This is a genomic window from Actinomyces radicidentis (assembly GCF_001553565.1).
In the GTDB taxonomy this organism is placed as follows: domain Bacteria; phylum Actinomycetota; class Actinomycetes; order Actinomycetales; family Actinomycetaceae; genus Actinomyces; species Actinomyces radicidentis.
Genome location: NZ_CP014228.1, coordinates 2,229,852 through 2,246,384 on the forward strand (window position 1 = coordinate 2,229,852; position 16,533 = coordinate 2,246,384).

The following is a 16,533-nucleotide window of genomic DNA, read 5'->3' on the forward strand; positions in this document are numbered from 1 at the left end:
TTGCCCTCGGATCCACGGCGTCACGAGGCGCCGTTCGGCTTAGAAAGGCATGCTGCATGGCTCAGGATAGGCGCGGGGACTCCCGCCGCAACGGTGACGCCCGCGGACGCGGGGGAGACCGCCACGGTTTCGGAGGCCGCTCCTCGGGTGGGCGGGGCGGCGACGCCCGGAGCGGCGGTGGTCGCGACCATCAGGAACGATCGGGATACGGACGCGGCGACCGCGACGGCGGTGGCCGCTCCGGGTACGGCCGGTCGGAGGAGCGCTCCGGCTACCGACGCCACGACCGCGACGGGGAGCGCCGCTCCGGATTCGGACGCGGCGACGGGAAGCAGCGCTCCGAGGAGCGCCGCAACGACGGTCCGCGCCGTCACCACGACGGCGAGTCCCGTCGTGGCGGGTCCTACGGCGGCCGTGGGCGCGACGAGCGCCGCGGCGGTCAGCGTGGACGCCAGCAGGGCGGTCGCGGGCGCTTCGGGCGGGACGACCGTCGCGACTCACGTCCCCCGCAGCGCACCCGCGTCCCCGAGCCCGCCGTGCCCGAGAACGTGACGCCGCAGGACCTCGAGGCCGGCGCGCGCCGTGCGCTGCGCGCCCTCGGGCGCTCCAACGCGGAGAACGTCGCCCGGCACCTCGTCATGGTGCAGCGGCTCCTGGACGACGACGCCGAGCTCGCCTACCAGCACGCGCGCTACGCCGCCTCCCACGCCGGCCGTATCGCCGTCGTCCGCGAGTCCGCCGGCATCGCCGCCTACCTCTCCGGCCACTACAACGAGGCCCTCCGGGACATCCGCGCCGCCCGGCGCCTGTCCGGCCTCGACCTGCACCGCGCCATCGAGGCCGACTGCGAGCGCGCCCTCGGGCACCTCGACCGCGCCCTCAAGGCCGCGCAGGACGCCGACCCCCGCCAGCTCGACGACGCGGAGGAGGCCGAGATCGCCATGGTCGTCTCCGGCGTCCGCCACGAGATGGGGCAGACCGAGCTCGGCCTCGTCGTCGTCGAGGAGGCCATCATGATGTTCCGCGGGGACCGCGAGACCCTGCGCCGCCTCCACTCCGTGCGCGCCGACCGGCTCGAGGAGCTCGGCCGCACCGACGAGGCTGCCAAGATCCGCGAACGGATCGGCGAGGGCCCCGAGGCCGAGCAGGAGGACGACGAGGTCGAGGTCTACGACATCGAGGAGGAGTACGACGACGAGACCGCCGAGGCGGCCGGCGGCTCCGACGAGGACGCGGAGTTCCCCGCCGACGCTGAGGCAGTGGCGCCCGTTGTCGCCGAGCAGTCCGAGACCCCCATCGACGAGGACGCCCGCGTCGCCGAGGTCGTCGAGGAGGGCCTCACCAGCGTCGAGGGCGAGGGCGTCGCCGACGACGAGGACGCCGAGTGGTCCGGCTCCTTCGCCCAGCGCGTCGAGGCTGAGATGGCCGAGCTCCTCGGCGCGGACGACCCCGACGCGCCCCTCGCCGTCGGCTCCGACGACGCCGAGCCCGACGCCGACGACGCGACCGGGGCCCTCGCCGCGGCCGACGCCGAGGCGACCGCCCGGCCCGAGAGCGACGAGGAGGCCTGAGATGACTCAGCCCGCCGACGTCTCGCCGCTCACCACCCCGCTCCTCGGCTCACGCAAGCCGCTTGCCGAGACCTACGACGTCGCCCTCCTCGACCTGGACGGCGTCTGCTTCGCGGGCGACGCCCGCATCGAGCACGCCGCTGAGGGCGTCAACGGCGCCCGCGCCCGCGGTATGCGCCTCTCCTTCGTCACGAACAACGCCTCGCGCGCCCCGCAGGCCGTCGTCGACAAGCTCGCCCGCAACGACATCGAGGGCCACCCCTCCGAGGTCTTCTCCGCCGCCATGGACGGCGCCACCATCCTCGCTGAGCGCGTCCCCGCCGGCTCGCCCGTCTACGTCATCGGTGGAGCGGGCCTGCGCGAGGCCGTCATCGACGCCGGACTGAGCGTCGTCGACTCCGCGGAGGACCACCCGGTCGCCGTCATCCAGGGCTGGGACCCCTCCGTCGACTGGGCGATGATGTCCGAGGGCGTCTACGCCATCAACGACGGCGCCCTCTTCGTCGCCACCAACACCGACGCGACCCTGCCCACCGAGCGCGGCTTCGCGCTGGGCAACGGCAGCCTCGTCGTCGCCGTCGCCCACGCCTCCGGCGTCGAGCCGATCGCCGGCGGAAAGCCCTTCCCCGGCATCTACGAGCGAGCCCTCGCCCGCTCCGGCGGCAGCCACCCGCTCGCCGTCGGCGACCGCCTCAACACCGACCAGGTCGGCGCCCGAGCCGCCGGCATCCCGGGCCTCCACGTCCTCACCGGCGTGTCCACCGCCCGCGACGTCCTCACCGCCCCGGTCGAGGAGCGTCCCAGCTACCTCCACACCGACCTGCGCGGCCTCATCGAGGCCCACCCCGAGCCCGAGCGTGTCCTGTGTGACCAGGCCATCTGGTGGCGCGTCGGCCGCACCCGCGTCCGCGTCGACGCCGGGCTGCTCGACTGGCACGGCCACGGCGTCCTCGCGCAGGTCCCCACCGAGGAGCCCGTCGAGGTCAGCCTCGACGCCTACCGCGGCTTCGCCTGCGCTGCGTGGGAGTACGCGGACGACCACGACGGCGACACCTCGCGCCTCACCATCCCGCCGCTGCGCGTCGTCGCCGACTGAGCAGGCCATGAGCGAGCAGCAGGCACCCGCGCCCGCCCCGTCCCGGCCCGTTCCCGGGCCGGCGGCGGGCGGGGCACGGCCCGTGCCCGCCCCGCCCCGCGCCCAGGCCGCCGCCGAGCGCGCCGCCCACCTGCCCGACCACACCGCCCGGCTCGACGGCCTCGACGAGCTCCCGATCGAGGAACGCGCCGCCGTCCTTGTCGGCGTCCACGACGACCTCGCCTCGCTCCTGCGCGACGCCGAGGACTGACCGGGCGACCGTCCCACGGCCGCCCGGCGACCGCTCGCCCCCCCCCCCCGGGCGGAGTCCGGCACCCCACACCACCGACCCAAAGGCACCCCGAAGCACCCGACATGGCACGCCTCATCCGCATCGACTCCGAGCTCGTCCGCCGGGGGCTCGCGCGCTCGCGCACCCACGCGGCACAGCTCGTCACCGACGGCCACGTCACCCTCGACGGGGCCGTCGTCACCAAGCCGGCGCGCCAGGTCGACCCCGCCCAGGCCATCGAGGTCATCACACCGTCGGGCGACGACTACGTCTCCCGCGGCGCCCACAAGCTCGCCGGCGCCCTCGACGCCCTCACCGAGCGCGGTCTCGCGCCCCGCGTCGAGGGACGCCGCTGCCTCGACGCCGGCGCCTCCACCGGCGGCTTCACCGACGTCCTCCTGCGCCGCGGCGCCGATCACGTCGTCTCCGTCGACGTCGGCTACGGCCAGCTCGCCTGGTCCCTCCAGTCCGACGCGCGCGTCACCGTCCTCGACCGCACCAACGTGCGCACCCTCGACCCCGCCGCCGTCGCCCCCGCGCCCGGCCTCGTCGTCGGGGACCTCTCCTTCATCTCGCTCACCCTCGTCCTGCCGGCCCTCGTCGCCGCGGCCGCCGACGACGCCGACCTCCTCCTCATGGTCAAGCCGCAGTTCGAGGTCGGCAAGGAGCGCCTCGGGCACGGGGGAGTCGTCCGGGACCCCGCGCTCCACGTCGAGACCGTGCTCGACGTGGCCGCGGCCGCTCACGGGCTCGGCCTCGGTGTCGACGCCGTCACGGCCTCGCCCCTGCCCGGGCCGGCCGGCAACGTCGAGTACTTCCTCAACATGCACGCGGGCCTCGCCGGGGCCGCCACCGACCTCGCCGGGGAGGACCTCGCCGCCGAGGCGCGCCGCGCCGTCGACGAGGGGCCGGCGGGAGCCGACGCCGGAAGGAGACGCCGCCGATGAGCGAGACCCCCATCGCCCCGGAGAAGAACGATCCCGAGCCGACGGCGACGGGCGCCGCCGTTCGCGACGGGGCCCGCTGCGGCCGCCCCGTGCGGCGCGTCATGGTGCTCCAGCGCGACCTCAACGACAAGCCGGTTCCGCCCCACCGCAAGGCCGCCCCGACCGCGCAGACGGTCGCCCGGGCCGAGGCCGCCCTGCGCGCCCAGGGCGTCGAGGTCGTCGGTCAGGGCAGCGACGAGGACGTCGACTTCGTCCTCGTCATCGGCGGCGACGGCACGATCCTGCGCGCCTGCGAGATCGCGCGCGAGCGCGACGTCCCCCTCGTCGGCGTCAACACGGGCCACGTCGGCTTCCTCGCCGAGGCCGCCCCCGACGCCATCGAGGCCGTCGTCGCCGGCGTCATCGAGGGCCGCTACACCGTCGAGACCCGCATGACCATCGACGTCGAGGTCGAGACCCCCGACGGCGCCGTCGAGCGCGGATGGGCCCTCAACGAGGCCGCCCTCGAGAAGCGCGACCGCGCCCGCATGCTCGAGATCGCCCTCGGCGTCGACGGCCAGGCCGTCTCCTCCTTCGGCTGCGACGGCCTCGTCATGTCCACCCCGACAGGCTCCACCGCCTACGCCTTCTCCGGCGGCGGCCCCGTCGTCTGGCCCGAGGTCGAGGCGCTCCTCGTCGTGCCCCTGGCCGCCCACGCCCTCTTCACCCGGCCCCTCGTCCTGGGACCGGACTCCTGCCTCGAGGTCGTCATCCAGCACACCGGCTTCGGCGGAGCCGAGATCTGGTGCGACGGCCGCCGCTCGCTGTCCGTCGCTGCCGGGGGCCGCATCCGCGTCACCCGCGCCGCACGCCCCGTGCGCCTCGCCCGCCTCAACGACGCCCCCTTCTCCACCCGCCTCGTACGCAAGTTCAACCTGCCCGTCGAGGGCTGGCGGGCAGGCGCCGAGCACGACGGCCGCGACGGCGGGACCACCGCCGAGGGGGAGGGGCTCGCGTGATCGACTCCCTCCACATCGAGGACCTCGGCGTCATCGAGGAGACCGACCTCGTCCTCAGCCCCGGCCTCAACGCCCTCACCGGCGAGACCGGTGCCGGCAAGACGATGGTCCTCACGTCGCTGGGCCTGCTCCTGGGCGAGCGCGCCGAGACGACCGCCGTGCGCACCGGGGCCGACAGGGCCCTCGTCGAGGGCGCCTTCGCCCTCGACCCGGCCTCCCGCGCAGCCGACCGCGCCCGCGAGGCCGGTGCCGAGCTCGACGAGGACCTCCTCCTCGCCTCCCGAACCGTCCCCGCCTCCGGCCGCTCCCGCGCCCACCTCGGCGGACGCTCCGTCCCCTCCTCCGTGCTCGCCGACGTCGGCAACCACCTCGTCTCCGTCCACGGCCAGGCGGACCAGCTCCGCCTGCGCTCCGCCGCCGCCCAGCGCGCCGCCCTCGACTCCCTCGGCGGACCCGAGCACGCCGCCCTGTGCCGCGAGTACGCGCGCGCCTACCGCGCCCGCCGCGCCGCAGCCGAGGCCCTCGAGACCTGGCGCTCCGGCGCCGCCGAGCGCGCCGCCGAGGTCGCACGCCTGCGCACCTGGCTCGAGGCCGTCGAGGAGCTCGATCCCGAGCCCGGCGAGGACACGGCGCTGACTGCCGAGGCCGAGCGCCTCGACCACGCCGAGGACCTCCGCCGCGCCGCCACGACCGCGCGCACCGCGCTCACCGGCGACGAGGACGCCGTCGGCGACGACCCCGACGTCACCGGCCTCATCGCCGCCGCCGACCGCGCGCTCGCGCCCGTCACCGGCGTCGACCCCGCCCTCACCGAGCTCGCCGGACGCGTCCACCAGCTCGGCATCCTCGCCGCCGACGTCTCCGCCGAGCTCACCGAGTACCTCGCCGGCCTCGACGCCGACCCCGCCCGCCTCGCCTGGGTCCAGAACCGCCGCGGCGCCCTGTCCCGAGCCCTTCGAGAGCTCGGCGGCCCCGCGCAGGAGATCGACGACGTCGACGCCCTCCTCGCGCTCTCGCGCGCCTGGGCCGAGCGCCTGACCGAGATCGATGGCCCCCAGGACGGGCAGACGCGGCTCACCGAGGCGCTCGCCGCCTCCGACGCCGAGCTCGCCGGTCTCGCCCAGCGACTCACCGCGGCCCGCGAGGGCCTCGCCGCCCGCCTCGAGGAGGCCGTCACCGCCGAGCTCGAGGGCCTCCAGATGAAGGGCTCGCGCCTCGTCGTCGCCCTCGACGCCCTCGACGAGCCTGGCCCCACCGGCGCCGAGACCGTCGCCCTCCAGCTCGTCTCCCACCCCGGAGCCCCCGCGCTGGCCCTGGGCAAGGGCGCCTCCGGCGGTGAGCTGTCCCGGATCATGCTCGCCCTCGAGGTCGTCCTCGCCGACGCGTCGCAGACCCTCGGGGACCAGGACCAGTCCGCGCAGGAGCCCGAGAACCTCTACCCTCGCACCTTCGTCTTCGACGAGATCGACGCCGGCGTCGGCGGCCGCGCCGCCCGCGAGATCGGCCGCCGCCTCGCCCGCCTCGCGCGCCGCAACCAGGTGGTGGTCGTCACCCACCTCGCGCAGGTCGCCGCCTGGGCCGACACCCAGCTCGTCGTCCGCAAGCGGATCGACCCGGCGCCGGACGCCTCGGCCGACGGCGCCGCGACCGGCGCCACCGCGCCGCGCACGCGCACCTCAGTCGTCCGCGTCGAGGGCGAGGAGCGGGTCACCGAGCTCGCCCGCATGCTCTCCGGGCACGACGACTCCGAGGCTGCCCTCCGCCACGCCGCTGAGCTCCTCGACGAGGCGCGCGTGGCAGAATCCCAAGAGTGAGGAACCCCTTCCGCAAGCAGTCGCAGTCCGACCCGGAGCGCCCCAGCGGCGTCGTCCGGGTCGACGCACGCACGAAGACGCTCACCAAGCGACTGCAGCCGGGCGACGTCGCCGTCATCGACCACGCGGACCTCGACCGCGTCGCCGCCGAGGCCCTCGTCGAGCGGAGGCCCGCCGCGGTCCTCAACGCCGCCCGCTCCGTCTCGGGGCGCTACCCGAACCTCGGCCCCGGCATCCTCCTCGACGCCGGCGTCCCCCTCGTCGACGACCTCGGCCCCGACGTCATGCGCCTCGCCGAGGGGTCCGTCGTCGCCGTCGACCTCACCGGTGAGGCCGGACCCGCTGGCGCCGTCTACGCCGAGGGCACCGCCGGCCCCGTCGCCGAGGGCACCGTCCAGACCCGTGAGACCGTCGAGGCCTCCATGGAGGACGCGAAGGAGGGCCTGTCCGTCCAGCTCGAGGCCTTCGCCGCGAACACCATGGAGTACATGCGCTCCGAGCGCGACCTCCTCCTCAACGGCGTCGGCGTCCCCGAGATCCGCACCAGGATGCAGGGGAAGCACGTCCTCGTCGTCGTGCGCGGCTACTCCTACAAGGAGGACCTCACCGCGCTCAAGCCCTACATCCGCGAGTACAAGCCCGTCATCATCGGCGTCGACGGCGGCGCCGACGCCGTCATGGAGGCCGGCTTCAAACCGGACATGATCGTCGGCGACATGGACTCCGTCTCGGACAAGGCCCTGCGCTCCGGCGCCGAGGTCGTCGTCCACGCCTACCGCGACGGCCGCGCCCCCGGGCTCAAACGCGTCGAGGACCTCGGCGTCGAGCACGTCGTCTTCGCCGCCACGGGCACCAGCGAGGACATCGCCATGCTCATGGCCGACGAGTCCGGCGCCGAGCTCATCGTCGCCCTGGGCACCCACGCCACCCTCCTGGAGTTCCTCGACAAGGGCCGCGCCGGGATGTCCTCGACCTTCCTCACGCGCCTGCGCCTGGGCGGCCGCCTCATCGACGCCAAGGGCGTCTCGCGCCTCTACCGCACCCGGATCTCCGGCTGGCAGCTCTTCCTGCTCGCCGTCGCGGGCCTCATCGCGCTCTTCGTGGCGCTCGCCGCCACCCCCGGCGGTCAGACCCTCCTCGGACTCTCGGGCGCCATGTGGGATGACATCGTCACCTTCTTCCGCTCGCTCCTGCACCTGTCACCGAGCTCGCCGTCGGTGTAGCGCCCGGCGACCACACCGCCGACGCGCACCCCCGGACCTCCACGGACCCCGACCGACCAGAAGACCGAAAAGGACCACGGACCACTCATGATCGACTTCCGATACCACCTGGTCTCGCTCATCAGCGTCTTCCTCGCGCTCGCCGTCGGCGTGGTCCTCGGCGCCGGCCCCCTGCAGAACTCGCTCGGCACCGCCCTCAACGACCAGGTCACCTCCCTGCGCGCCGACCGCAACGCCCTCCAGTCCCAGCTCGAGCAGACCGAGGGCGCCGTCAACGACCGCGACTCCTACATCACCGTGCTCGCCTCCTCCGTCCTGCCCGGCACCCTCGACGGCAAGAAGGTCGCCATCGTCACCCTCCCCGACGCCGAGAACGACGACGTCGACGCCGCCACGACCGAGCTCCAGGCCGCCGGCGCCACCGTCGACGGGCGCCTCCGCCTCACCGACGCCTGGACCGACGAGGGCCGCGCCACCTTCCGCTCCACCTACTCCGGGCAGTTCGCCGGCTATCTCGACAGCCCCTCCTCCGAGGGCGGCAACGCCGTCCTCGGCCAGGGCCTCGTCTCCGCCCTCACGACCGACGGCGAGAAGGCCACCGCCCTCATGGACCTCCTCACCGCGACCGACCAGCCCCTCGCCACCGTCGACTCCAAGCCGAGCGGCAAGGTCGACATGGTCCTCGTCATCGGGCCGCGCGACGCCGCCACGGACTCCAGCGCCGACGCCGCTGCCAAGGCCACCGCCGCCGCGACCGCCGCCGACGAGAACGACGCCTGGAGCCAGGCGCTCTCCGGCGCCGCCTCCGAGGGAACCGTCGTCGTCGAGGGCGCCGCCCAGTCCTCCACCGGCCTCGTCGCGGCGCTGCGCTCCGGCGACGTCAAGGTCACCACCATCGACTCCGTCGGCCAGGTGACCGCGGCCGTCTCCGCGCCCCTCGCCCTGGCCTCGACCGCCTCCGGCACCGTCGCCTCCTACGGCTTCGACGACGGCGCCTCCGCCGTCCTCCCGCCCACCGGGAAGTGAGCCCCGTGCCCCGGCGCGCCCACCCGGTTCGGTCGGCCGCGGCCGCACTGGCGGCAGGCGGGACCACGGCCCTCGTCGGCCGCGCCCTGCTGCGTCCCGGCGGCCCGCTGCGCCCGGCACCGGACGGGCTCCTCGAGCGCGTCAACTTCCACGGCCGCACCGTGAGCCTGCGTGGCGGAGCCGCCCTCGCCGTCGGAGCGCTCACCGGGGCGCTCGCCGCGGGCAGCGCCCCCGCCGCCGTCGCCACCGGCTGCGCAGGGGCCGCCGGCGCCGTCGACGACCTCGACGCGGGCGCGCACGACGGCGACGCCCCTGCCAAGGGGCTGCGCGGGCACCTCACCGCCCTCGCTCACGGGCGGGTCACCACCGGCGTGCTCAAGATCGGCGCCATCGGCGCCGGAGCGGTCGTCGCCGGCGGGACGCTCGCCGCCGAGCGCGCCGGACGGCGCACGACGCCCGGGGCGGCCCGCCCGCGGGCCGCCGCGGCGACGCTCGCCGACGCCGCCGTGAGCGCCGTCGCCATCGCCTCGTGGGCGAACGTCCACAACCTCCTCGACCTGCGCCCCGGACGCGCCCTCAAGGCCTCCGTGCTCCTCGCCGGCCCCCTCGCGCTCGCGCCCGGCGAGGACGCCGCCACTACGCGCCGCCTCGCAGTGGCCGCGCTCGGCGCCGCCGCGACCGCCGCCCCGGACGACCTCGCCGAGCGCACGATGCTGGGAGACACCGGCGCCAACGCGCTGGGCGCTCTGGTCGGTACCGCGATCGCCGCCCACCCCAGCCGCGCCCTCCGCGCCGTTGCCGCCGTCACCGGCACCGGGCTCGTCCTGGCGAGCGAGCGCGTCTCCTTCTCCCGCGTCATCGCCGCCACCCCGGCGCTGGCCGCCCTCGACGCCCTCGGCCGGCGGGAGGCCTGAGTGCCCCGGGCGCACCGCGGGGGAGCCGCCGCCGCGGTCGGCGGCGTCGCCGGCCTCACCCTCGTCTCCCGTGCCCTCGGCTTCCTGCGCTGGGTCGTCCAGGCGACCACCGTCGGCGCCGGGACCGTCGCCGGCGCCTACGCCACCGCCAACCAGGTCCCCAACGTCCTCTACGAGGTCGTCGTCGGCGGGGCGCTGTCCGCCACCGTCGTGCCGCTGCTCGCCTCGGCCGTCGCCTCGGGGCGCCGCGACGAGGTCGAGCGCACCGCCGGCGGGCTGCTCGGCCTCGTCCTGGCGGTCCTCGTGCCCGCGGGCGCCGTCCTCGCCCTGGCCGCCGGGCCGATCGCGGCCCTGTTCCCCACCTCGCAGGGCGTCGACCCGGCCCTGCAGCGCGAGCTCGTCACGAGCTTCCTGCGGATGTTCGCCCTCCAGGTGCCCCTCTACGGCGTCGGCGTCGTCCTCACCGGCGTCCTCCAGGCCCACCACCGCTTCACCTGGCCGGCCCTCACCCCCGTCCTGTCCTCGCTCGTCGTCATGGCGACCTACGGCGTCTACGGGGCGACGACGGGCGGAGCCGACGACGGCACCGCCTCGCGGGCCGCGCTGCTCGTCCTCGGATGGGGCACGACGGCGGGCGTCGCCGCCCTCTCGCTGCCGCTGCTCGTGCCCGCCCGACGGCTCGGGCTCTCCGTCCGCCCCACCCTCCGCCTCGATCGCGCCACGGCCGCCCGCGTGCTGCGCCTGGGCGGTGCCGGCGTCCTCACCCTCATCGCCCAGCAGGCCAGCGTCCTCGTCGTCCTCGCCCTGGCCCGCTCCGGCGGACGCACCGGCACCGTCGCCGTCTACCAGTACACGCAGGCGGTCTACGTCCTGCCCTACGCCGTCCTCGCGGTCCCCGTCGCCACCGTCCTCTACCCGTGGCTCGCCGCCGCCTTCGAGCGCCCGGGCCCGCTCGGCGAGCGGCCGAGCCCCCAGGCCGCGCGGCTGACGGCCACCGCCACGGCCCTCGTCACCGCCGTCGCCACCGCGGGGGCGGGCATGCTCGTGGCCGCCTCCGCGGGCGCCGAGCGCTTCTTCGCGCTCCTCGCCGACGTCGACGGCATGGGCGCCGCGCTCGTCGCCATGGCGCCCGGGATCATCGGCTACGCCCTCATCTACCAGGGCACCCGCGTCCTCTTCGCCGCCGACTCCGCCCGCTCGGCCGCCGGGGCCGCCGCCGCCGGATGGCTCACCGTCGCGGCAGCCTCCGCCCTCGCCGTCCACCTCGCCGCCCCCGACGGCGGTGACGGCGCCGCCACGCTCACCGCGCTCGGCGTCGGGCAGAGCGCCGGCATGGTCGTCGCCGCCGTCGGTCTCCTCGTCGTCCTCGCCCGTCGCACGGGCTCGGCCTCACTGGGCCCCAGCCTGAGGGCCCTCGTCGTCGGCGCCCCCGTCGCCGCCGTCGCCGGGCTGGTCTCGCGCCGCCTCTCGGAGGTGCCCGCAGGAACGGTCGGCGGCGTGGGCGTGGCTGTCGTCGGCGCCCTCGCCACCGCGGCCCTCGTCCTGCTCGCCGTCCACCTCGCCGACCGCAGCCTCCTGTCCGCCCTGCGCCGCCGCGGCGCCGCACCCCGCGAGGCGCAGGCCGCTCACCCCGACCCTGAGGAGCTCCCGTGACCCCGACGAGCAACCAGCCCGATCCGACCGGGGCCCGCCGACGCGTTCTCGAGGTCTCCGGCTCCGCCGCCGGCGGCGTGCGCGCCCACCTAGGCGAGTGCGCCCGCCTCCTGTCCGCCGCCGGTCACGACGTCCTCGTCGAGGCGCCCGCCGGCGTCCTGACCGGCCTCGACCTCGGCGGGGCACGCTCCGAGGCCCTCGAGATCGGCCCCGCACCGCGCCCCTCCGACGCCCTCGTCACCGCCCGGATGCGCCGCCTGGGACGGCGCGCCGACGTCGTCCACGCCCACGGCCTGCGGGCCGGGGCGCTCGCCGCCCTCGCCCTGGGCCGACGGCGCCCGGGCCGGACCCGCCTCGTCGTCACCCTCCACAACCGCACCGTCGGCGGACGCGCCACGCGAGCCGTCGGCGAGCGCCTCGAGGCACTCGTCGCCTCCCGCGCCGACGCCGTCCTCGCCGTCAGCCCCGACATCGCCGACTCCGTCCGGGCGCGCGGCGCCGAGCACGTCGACCTCGCGGTCATCCCCGCGCCCGCCGCCCGCACCACCGGGCTCGCGCCCTCCGCCTCCTCGATCGAGTCCGCCTGGCCCGGCCAGGGGCGGCGCCTCCTGACGGTCGCCCGCCTCGCGCCTCAGAAGGGGCTCGACCTCCTCCTCGACGCCGCCGCCCTCCTGGCCGAGCGCGGCACGGGCCCGCTGACGTGGGCCGTCGCGGGGGAGGGGCCCCTGCGAGACAAGCTGCAGGCCCGGGTCGCCGCGGAGCACCTGCCCGTCCGGCTCCTCGGCCGCCGCGAGGACGTCGCCGTCCTCATGGGCGCCGCCGACGTCGTCGTCCAGACGAGCCTGTGGGAGGGGCAGCCCCTCACCGTCCAGGAGGCCCTGCGCGCCGCGGCCGCCGTCGTCGCCACCGACGTCGGCGGGACCGCCGTCACCGCCCGCGGCGGAGCCGTGCTCGTCGATCCCGACGCCGCCGCCCTCGCCGACGCCGTGGGCGGCCTCCTCGCCGACGACGCCTCGCTCGCCGTCGCGCGCGCCCGCTCGGCCGGCGCGGCTGCGGGCCTGCCAGGGGCCGAGGAGCTCGCCGCCCAGCTCCGGTCCGTCCTGCTGCCCGTCTGAGCCGTCCGGGCCCCGGCCGGGCCCCGGCCGGGACCCGACCGACCGGAGCCGGATCCCGGTGTGACGGGCGCGTGACGAGCCGGGCCGTCACCGCCCGGCGGCATGCCTTATGCTGGGATTCCGTGATGAGCACCAGCCCCCGCTCGAGCGGGAACCAGACCAGCACCCCTGCGCACATCTTCGTCACCGGCGGCGTCGTCTCCTCCCTCGGCAAGGGCCTCACGGCCTCCAGCCTGGGGCGTCTGCTCCGGGCCCGCGGCATCAGCGTCGTCATGCAGAAGCTCGACCCGTACATCAACGTCGACCCGGGCACGATGAACCCCTTCCAGCACGGCGAGGTCTTCGTCACCGAGGACGGCGCCGAGACGGACCTCGACATCGGCCACTACGAGCGCTTCCTCGACGTCAACCTCTCCGGCAAGGCCAACGCGACGACCGGCCAGGTCTACCAGACCGTCATCGCCAAGGAGCGCCGTGGCGAGTACCTCGGCGACACCGTCCAGGTCATCCCGCACATCACGGACCAGATCAAGGCCGTCATGCGCTCCCAGGCCGAGCCCGACGCCGACGGCAACGTCCCCGACGTCATCATCACCGAGATCGGCGGCACCGTCGGCGACATCGAGTCCCAGCCCTTCCTCGAGGCCGCCCGCCAGGTACGCGCGGACCTGGGGCGCGACAACGTCGCCTTCGTCCACGTCTCCCTCATCCCCTTCCTCCCGGCCGCCGGCGAGCTCAAGACCAAGCCCACGCAGCACTCGGTCGCGACCCTGCGCTCCATCGGCATCCAGCCCGACGCGCTCGTCCTGCGCACCGACCGCCCCCTGCCCGAGGGCGTCAAGGGCAAGGTCGCGCTCATGTGCGACGTCGACCGCGACGCCGTCATCGAGTGCAAGGACGCCTCCTCCATCTACGAGGTGCCTCCGACCCTCCACCGTGAGGGCCTCGACGCCTTCCTGGTCCAGCGCCTCGGCCTCACCTTCCGCGACGTCGACTGGACCGAGTGGGACGCCCTCCTCCAGCGCGTCCACGAGCCCAAGAGCCGCCTCGAGGTCGCCCTCGTCGGCAAGTACATCGACCTCCACGACGCCTACCTGTCCGTCGCCGAGGCCATCAAGCACGGCGGCTTCGCCAACAACGCCAAGGTCGACCTGCGCTGGATCGCCTCCGACTCCTGCGAGACCCCCGAGGGCGCCCAGCGCGCGCTCGGCGGCGCCGACGCCGTCGTCATCCCCGGCGGTTTCGGCGTGCGCGGCATCGAGGGCAAGCTCGGAGCCCTGCGCTGGGCCCGCGAGCACAGGATCCCGACGCTCGGCCTGTGCCTCGGCCTGCAGTGCATGGTCATCGAGGTCGCCCGTGACCTCCTCAGCCTCGAGGGGGCCTCCTCCACCGAGTTCGAGCCCGAGACCCAGTACCCCGTCATCACGACGATGGACGCCCAGCGCCAGTTCGTCACCGGCGGCGGCGACCTGGGCGGCACCATGCGCCTGGGCGCCTACCCGGCCGTCCTCACCGAGGGCTCGGTCGTCGCCGAGGCATACGGCTCCACCGAGGTCTCAGAGCGCCACCGCCACCGCTTCGAGGTCAACAACGAGTACCGCGAGCAGCTCGAGTCCGTCGGCCTGCACGTCGCCGGCACCTCGCCGGACGGCCACCTCACCGAGTTCGTCGAGCTCGACCGCGAGCAGCACCCCTACTTCGTCGCCACCCAGGCGCACCCGGAGTTCAAGTCCCGCCCGACCCGCGCCCACCCGCTCTTCGCGGGCCTCATCAAGGCCGGCCTCGAGCGGCAGCGCGAGCTCTACTCCGCCCGCTACCAGGGCGACGAGTCCGCCGAGGCCGCCCCGGAGGCCGAGAAGGTCAAGGAGTGAGCACCGCCGACGGCGCTGCGGAGGCCCGGGCCGCCGGGACGGGGCGTCCCGTCGACGAGCGCGACACCCGCGAGGTCCTCTCCGCCGAGCACGTGTGGGCCGGCCCGATCCTCTCGGTCGAGGACGAGCGCGTCCGGCTCTCCGAGGGGACCGAGCCGCTGCGCCGCCAGGTGGTCCGCCACCACGACGCCGTCAACGTCGTCGCCCTGCGCGAGGGGAGGACTCCTCCCAGCCCGACGGCGCCGCCGAGATCCTCATGGTCCGCCAGTACCGCCACCCGGTGCGCGCGAGCCTGTGGGAGATCCCGGCCGGGCTCCTCGACGTCCCCGGCGAGGACCCGCTCGTCGCCGCGCAGCGCGAGCTCGCCGAGGAGACGGACCGCCGCGCCTCGGCGTGGCACGCGTTGGTCGACTACTACGCCTCCCCGGGCTTCACCACCGAGGGCGCCCGCTCCTTCCTGGCCCGGGGGATCTCCGTGCTCCCGGAGTCCGAGCGCATCGAGCGCGAGGCCGAGGAGGCGGAGTTCGTGCCCACGTGGTTCCGCTTCGACGACGTCGTGGCGGGCGTCCTCGCGGGCGAGCTCCACAACCCCTCGACCGTCATGGGCGTCCTCGCCGCCGACCGGGCGCGCGCTCGTGGCTGGGAGGGACTGCGCCCCGCTGACTCGCCGTGGCTGAGGAGCCCGGCGAGCCTCTGACGGCGGTCTGAGCGAGCCCCGAGGGGCTCCACGCGTCATCCCGGACGGGGCGGCGGCACCGAGCGTGCCGCCGCCCCGTCCGTCGTACCTCCCCGACCCGGGAACTGCCTCGCGACAATGCCTGACGGTGAAAGACGTGAATCGGTTAATCGGCTGAGGCAGAGGTGGTTAACCGGTTGACGATTGGGTGTGGTGTGAGTCATGATCCTCCCGTGCCCGGCACGGACGCCGGGCCTCCGCACCGAAAGGGGGAGGGGGACGATGACGACCCTCGCCGACGTCGCCGCAGCAGCCGGCGTCTCCAAGGCGGCAGCCTCGCTCGTGCTCTCGGGCAAGTCCGAGGGACGCGTCTCCGAGGGCAAGGCCGCCCTCGTCCGCACCGCCGCCGACGACCTCGGCTACGTCCGCGACGCCATTGCCGGCGGGATGCGCAACGGGCGCACCCGGACCATCGGCGTCATCGGCGAGCGCGTCCTGTCCACCCCCTACGCCGTCGCCATGATCGACGCCGTCCTCTCCACCAGCCAGGACCTCGGCTGGTCCGTCCTCCTCACCGACTCGGGCCGCGACGGCGTCGCCGCGGAGGACGCCGTCCGCGAGATGGTCTCCCGCCGCGTCGGGCAGGTCGTCATCGCCCCCATGTACCACCGCGTCGTCGCCGTCCCCGAGCAGCTCGACGACGTCGTCGTCCTCAACGGCGAGGCGGACCGACCCGGTGTCCCCGGCGTCGTCCCGGACGAGCGCCAGGGCGCCCACGACGCCGTCGCCCACCTGCTCTCCCTCGGTCACACCCGCATCGGGTACCTCGGGCACGACAACGCCGAGACCATCGCCGTCCGCGAGCGCGGCGACGCCTATCGCGCCACCCTGCGCGACGCCGGCGTCACCGTGGACGAGAGCCTCATGGCCACCGGCGGGCTCGACCCCGACAGCGTCGACGCCGCGGCGGCGGGGCTCCTCGACCGCACCGACCGGCCCACCGCCGTCTTCTGCTACAACGACGCCTTCGCCGCCGGTGTCTACCGCCAGGCCGCCCGGCTCGGGATCTCCGTCCCCCGAGACCTCTCCGTCGTCGGCTTCGACGACCTCGCCCTCATCTCCACGAACGTCGACCCGCGCCTCACGACGATGCGTCTGCCCCACTGGGAGATGGGGGAGTGGCTCACTCGCGAGCTCGCCGCCGGACGAGCCGGGGAGCTCCCCGACCTCACCCGCTTCACCTGCCCCCTCATCGAGCGCGCCTCCACCGCGCCGCCCGCCGTCTGAGCCGCCGGCCCGGACCCACCAGCTCTCCGCCCGCCGGACGGAGTGAGATCCCCACCAGTCACGCTGACACA

The 16,533-nt window shown here is 75.5% G+C and carries 13 protein-coding genes and 1 pseudogene; all 14 read left to right on the forward strand.

Features of this window, described 5'->3' with window-relative positions; genetic code table 11:
- The first annotated feature begins 56 nt into the window (after positions 1-56).
- The 14 genes and pseudogenes from AXF14_RS14785 to AXF14_RS09570 all read left to right on the forward strand — a co-directional run bounded on the left by AXF14_RS14785 (position 57) and on the right by AXF14_RS09570 (position 16,462).
- Positions 57-1,571: a tetratricopeptide repeat protein gene (locus tag AXF14_RS14785; RefSeq protein ID WP_335338914.1), complete on the forward strand. Its 1,515-nt coding sequence runs from the start codon at positions 57-59 to the stop codon at positions 1,569-1,571.
- A 1-nt stretch (position 1,572) separates the two neighbouring features.
- Positions 1,573-2,667, forward strand: coding sequence for an HAD-IIA family hydrolase (locus tag AXF14_RS09510; RefSeq protein ID WP_067942803.1), 1,095 nt, complete (start codon positions 1,573-1,575; stop codon positions 2,665-2,667).
- Between the two features lie 7 nt (positions 2,668-2,674).
- Positions 2,675-2,917 carry a hypothetical protein gene (locus AXF14_RS13730; protein ID WP_067942804.1) on the forward strand — a complete coding sequence of 81 codons (243 nt, stop codon included), beginning with the start codon at positions 2,675-2,677 and terminating at the stop codon, positions 2,915-2,917.
- 104 nt (positions 2,918-3,021) lie between these two features.
- Complete coding sequence (locus AXF14_RS09520) at positions 3,022-3,885, forward strand: TlyA family RNA methyltransferase (protein ID WP_067942805.1); 864 nt, start codon at positions 3,022-3,024, stop codon at positions 3,883-3,885.
- Positions 3,882-4,883, forward strand: a complete 1,002-nt coding sequence (locus AXF14_RS09525; RefSeq protein ID WP_417861914.1) for an NAD kinase — start codon at positions 3,882-3,884, stop codon at positions 4,881-4,883. Before AXF14_RS09520 ends, AXF14_RS09525 begins: the two co-directional genes overlap by 4 nt.
- Complete coding sequence (gene recN, locus AXF14_RS09530) at positions 4,880-6,697, forward strand: DNA repair protein RecN (RefSeq protein WP_067942806.1); 1,818 nt, start codon at positions 4,880-4,882, stop codon at positions 6,695-6,697. The genes AXF14_RS09525 and recN overlap by 4 nt, the downstream gene beginning before the upstream one ends.
- Positions 6,694-7,920 (forward strand): putative cytokinetic ring protein SteA, encoded by a 1,227-nt coding sequence (steA, locus tag AXF14_RS09535; RefSeq protein ID WP_067942807.1) that lies wholly within the window; start codon positions 6,694-6,696, stop codon positions 7,918-7,920. The genes recN and steA overlap by 4 nt, the downstream gene beginning before the upstream one ends.
- 87 nt (positions 7,921-8,007) lie before the next feature.
- Positions 8,008-8,946 (forward strand): copper transporter, encoded by a 939-nt coding sequence (locus AXF14_RS09540; protein ID WP_067942808.1) that lies wholly within the window; start codon positions 8,008-8,010, stop codon positions 8,944-8,946.
- A gap of 5 nt (positions 8,947-8,951) precedes the next feature.
- A complete protein-coding gene (locus AXF14_RS09545) occupies positions 8,952-9,860 on the forward strand; it encodes a hypothetical protein (RefSeq protein ID WP_150118539.1) in 909 nt (302 codons plus the stop codon).
- Positions 9,861-11,513, forward strand: coding sequence for a murein biosynthesis integral membrane protein MurJ (murJ, locus tag AXF14_RS09550; RefSeq protein WP_067942810.1), 1,653 nt, complete (start codon positions 9,861-9,863; stop codon positions 11,511-11,513).
- Positions 11,510-12,628: a glycosyltransferase family 4 protein gene (locus AXF14_RS09555; RefSeq protein WP_067942811.1), complete on the forward strand. Its 1,119-nt coding sequence runs from the start codon at positions 11,510-11,512 to the stop codon at positions 12,626-12,628. Before murJ ends, AXF14_RS09555 begins: the two co-directional genes overlap by 4 nt.
- Positions 12,629-12,753: 125 nt before the next feature.
- A complete protein-coding gene (locus AXF14_RS09560; RefSeq protein ID WP_084355491.1) occupies positions 12,754-14,499 on the forward strand; it encodes a CTP synthase in 1,746 nt (581 codons plus the stop codon).
- Between the two features lie 92 nt (positions 14,500-14,591).
- Positions 14,592-15,196 (forward strand): annotated as a pseudogene (locus AXF14_RS09565) (NUDIX domain-containing protein).
- A gap of 261 nt (positions 15,197-15,457) precedes the next feature.
- Positions 15,458-16,462 (forward strand): LacI family DNA-binding transcriptional regulator, encoded by a 1,005-nt coding sequence (locus AXF14_RS09570; protein WP_067942813.1) that lies wholly within the window; start codon positions 15,458-15,460, stop codon positions 16,460-16,462.
- The last annotated feature ends 71 nt before the right edge of the window (positions 16,463-16,533 follow it).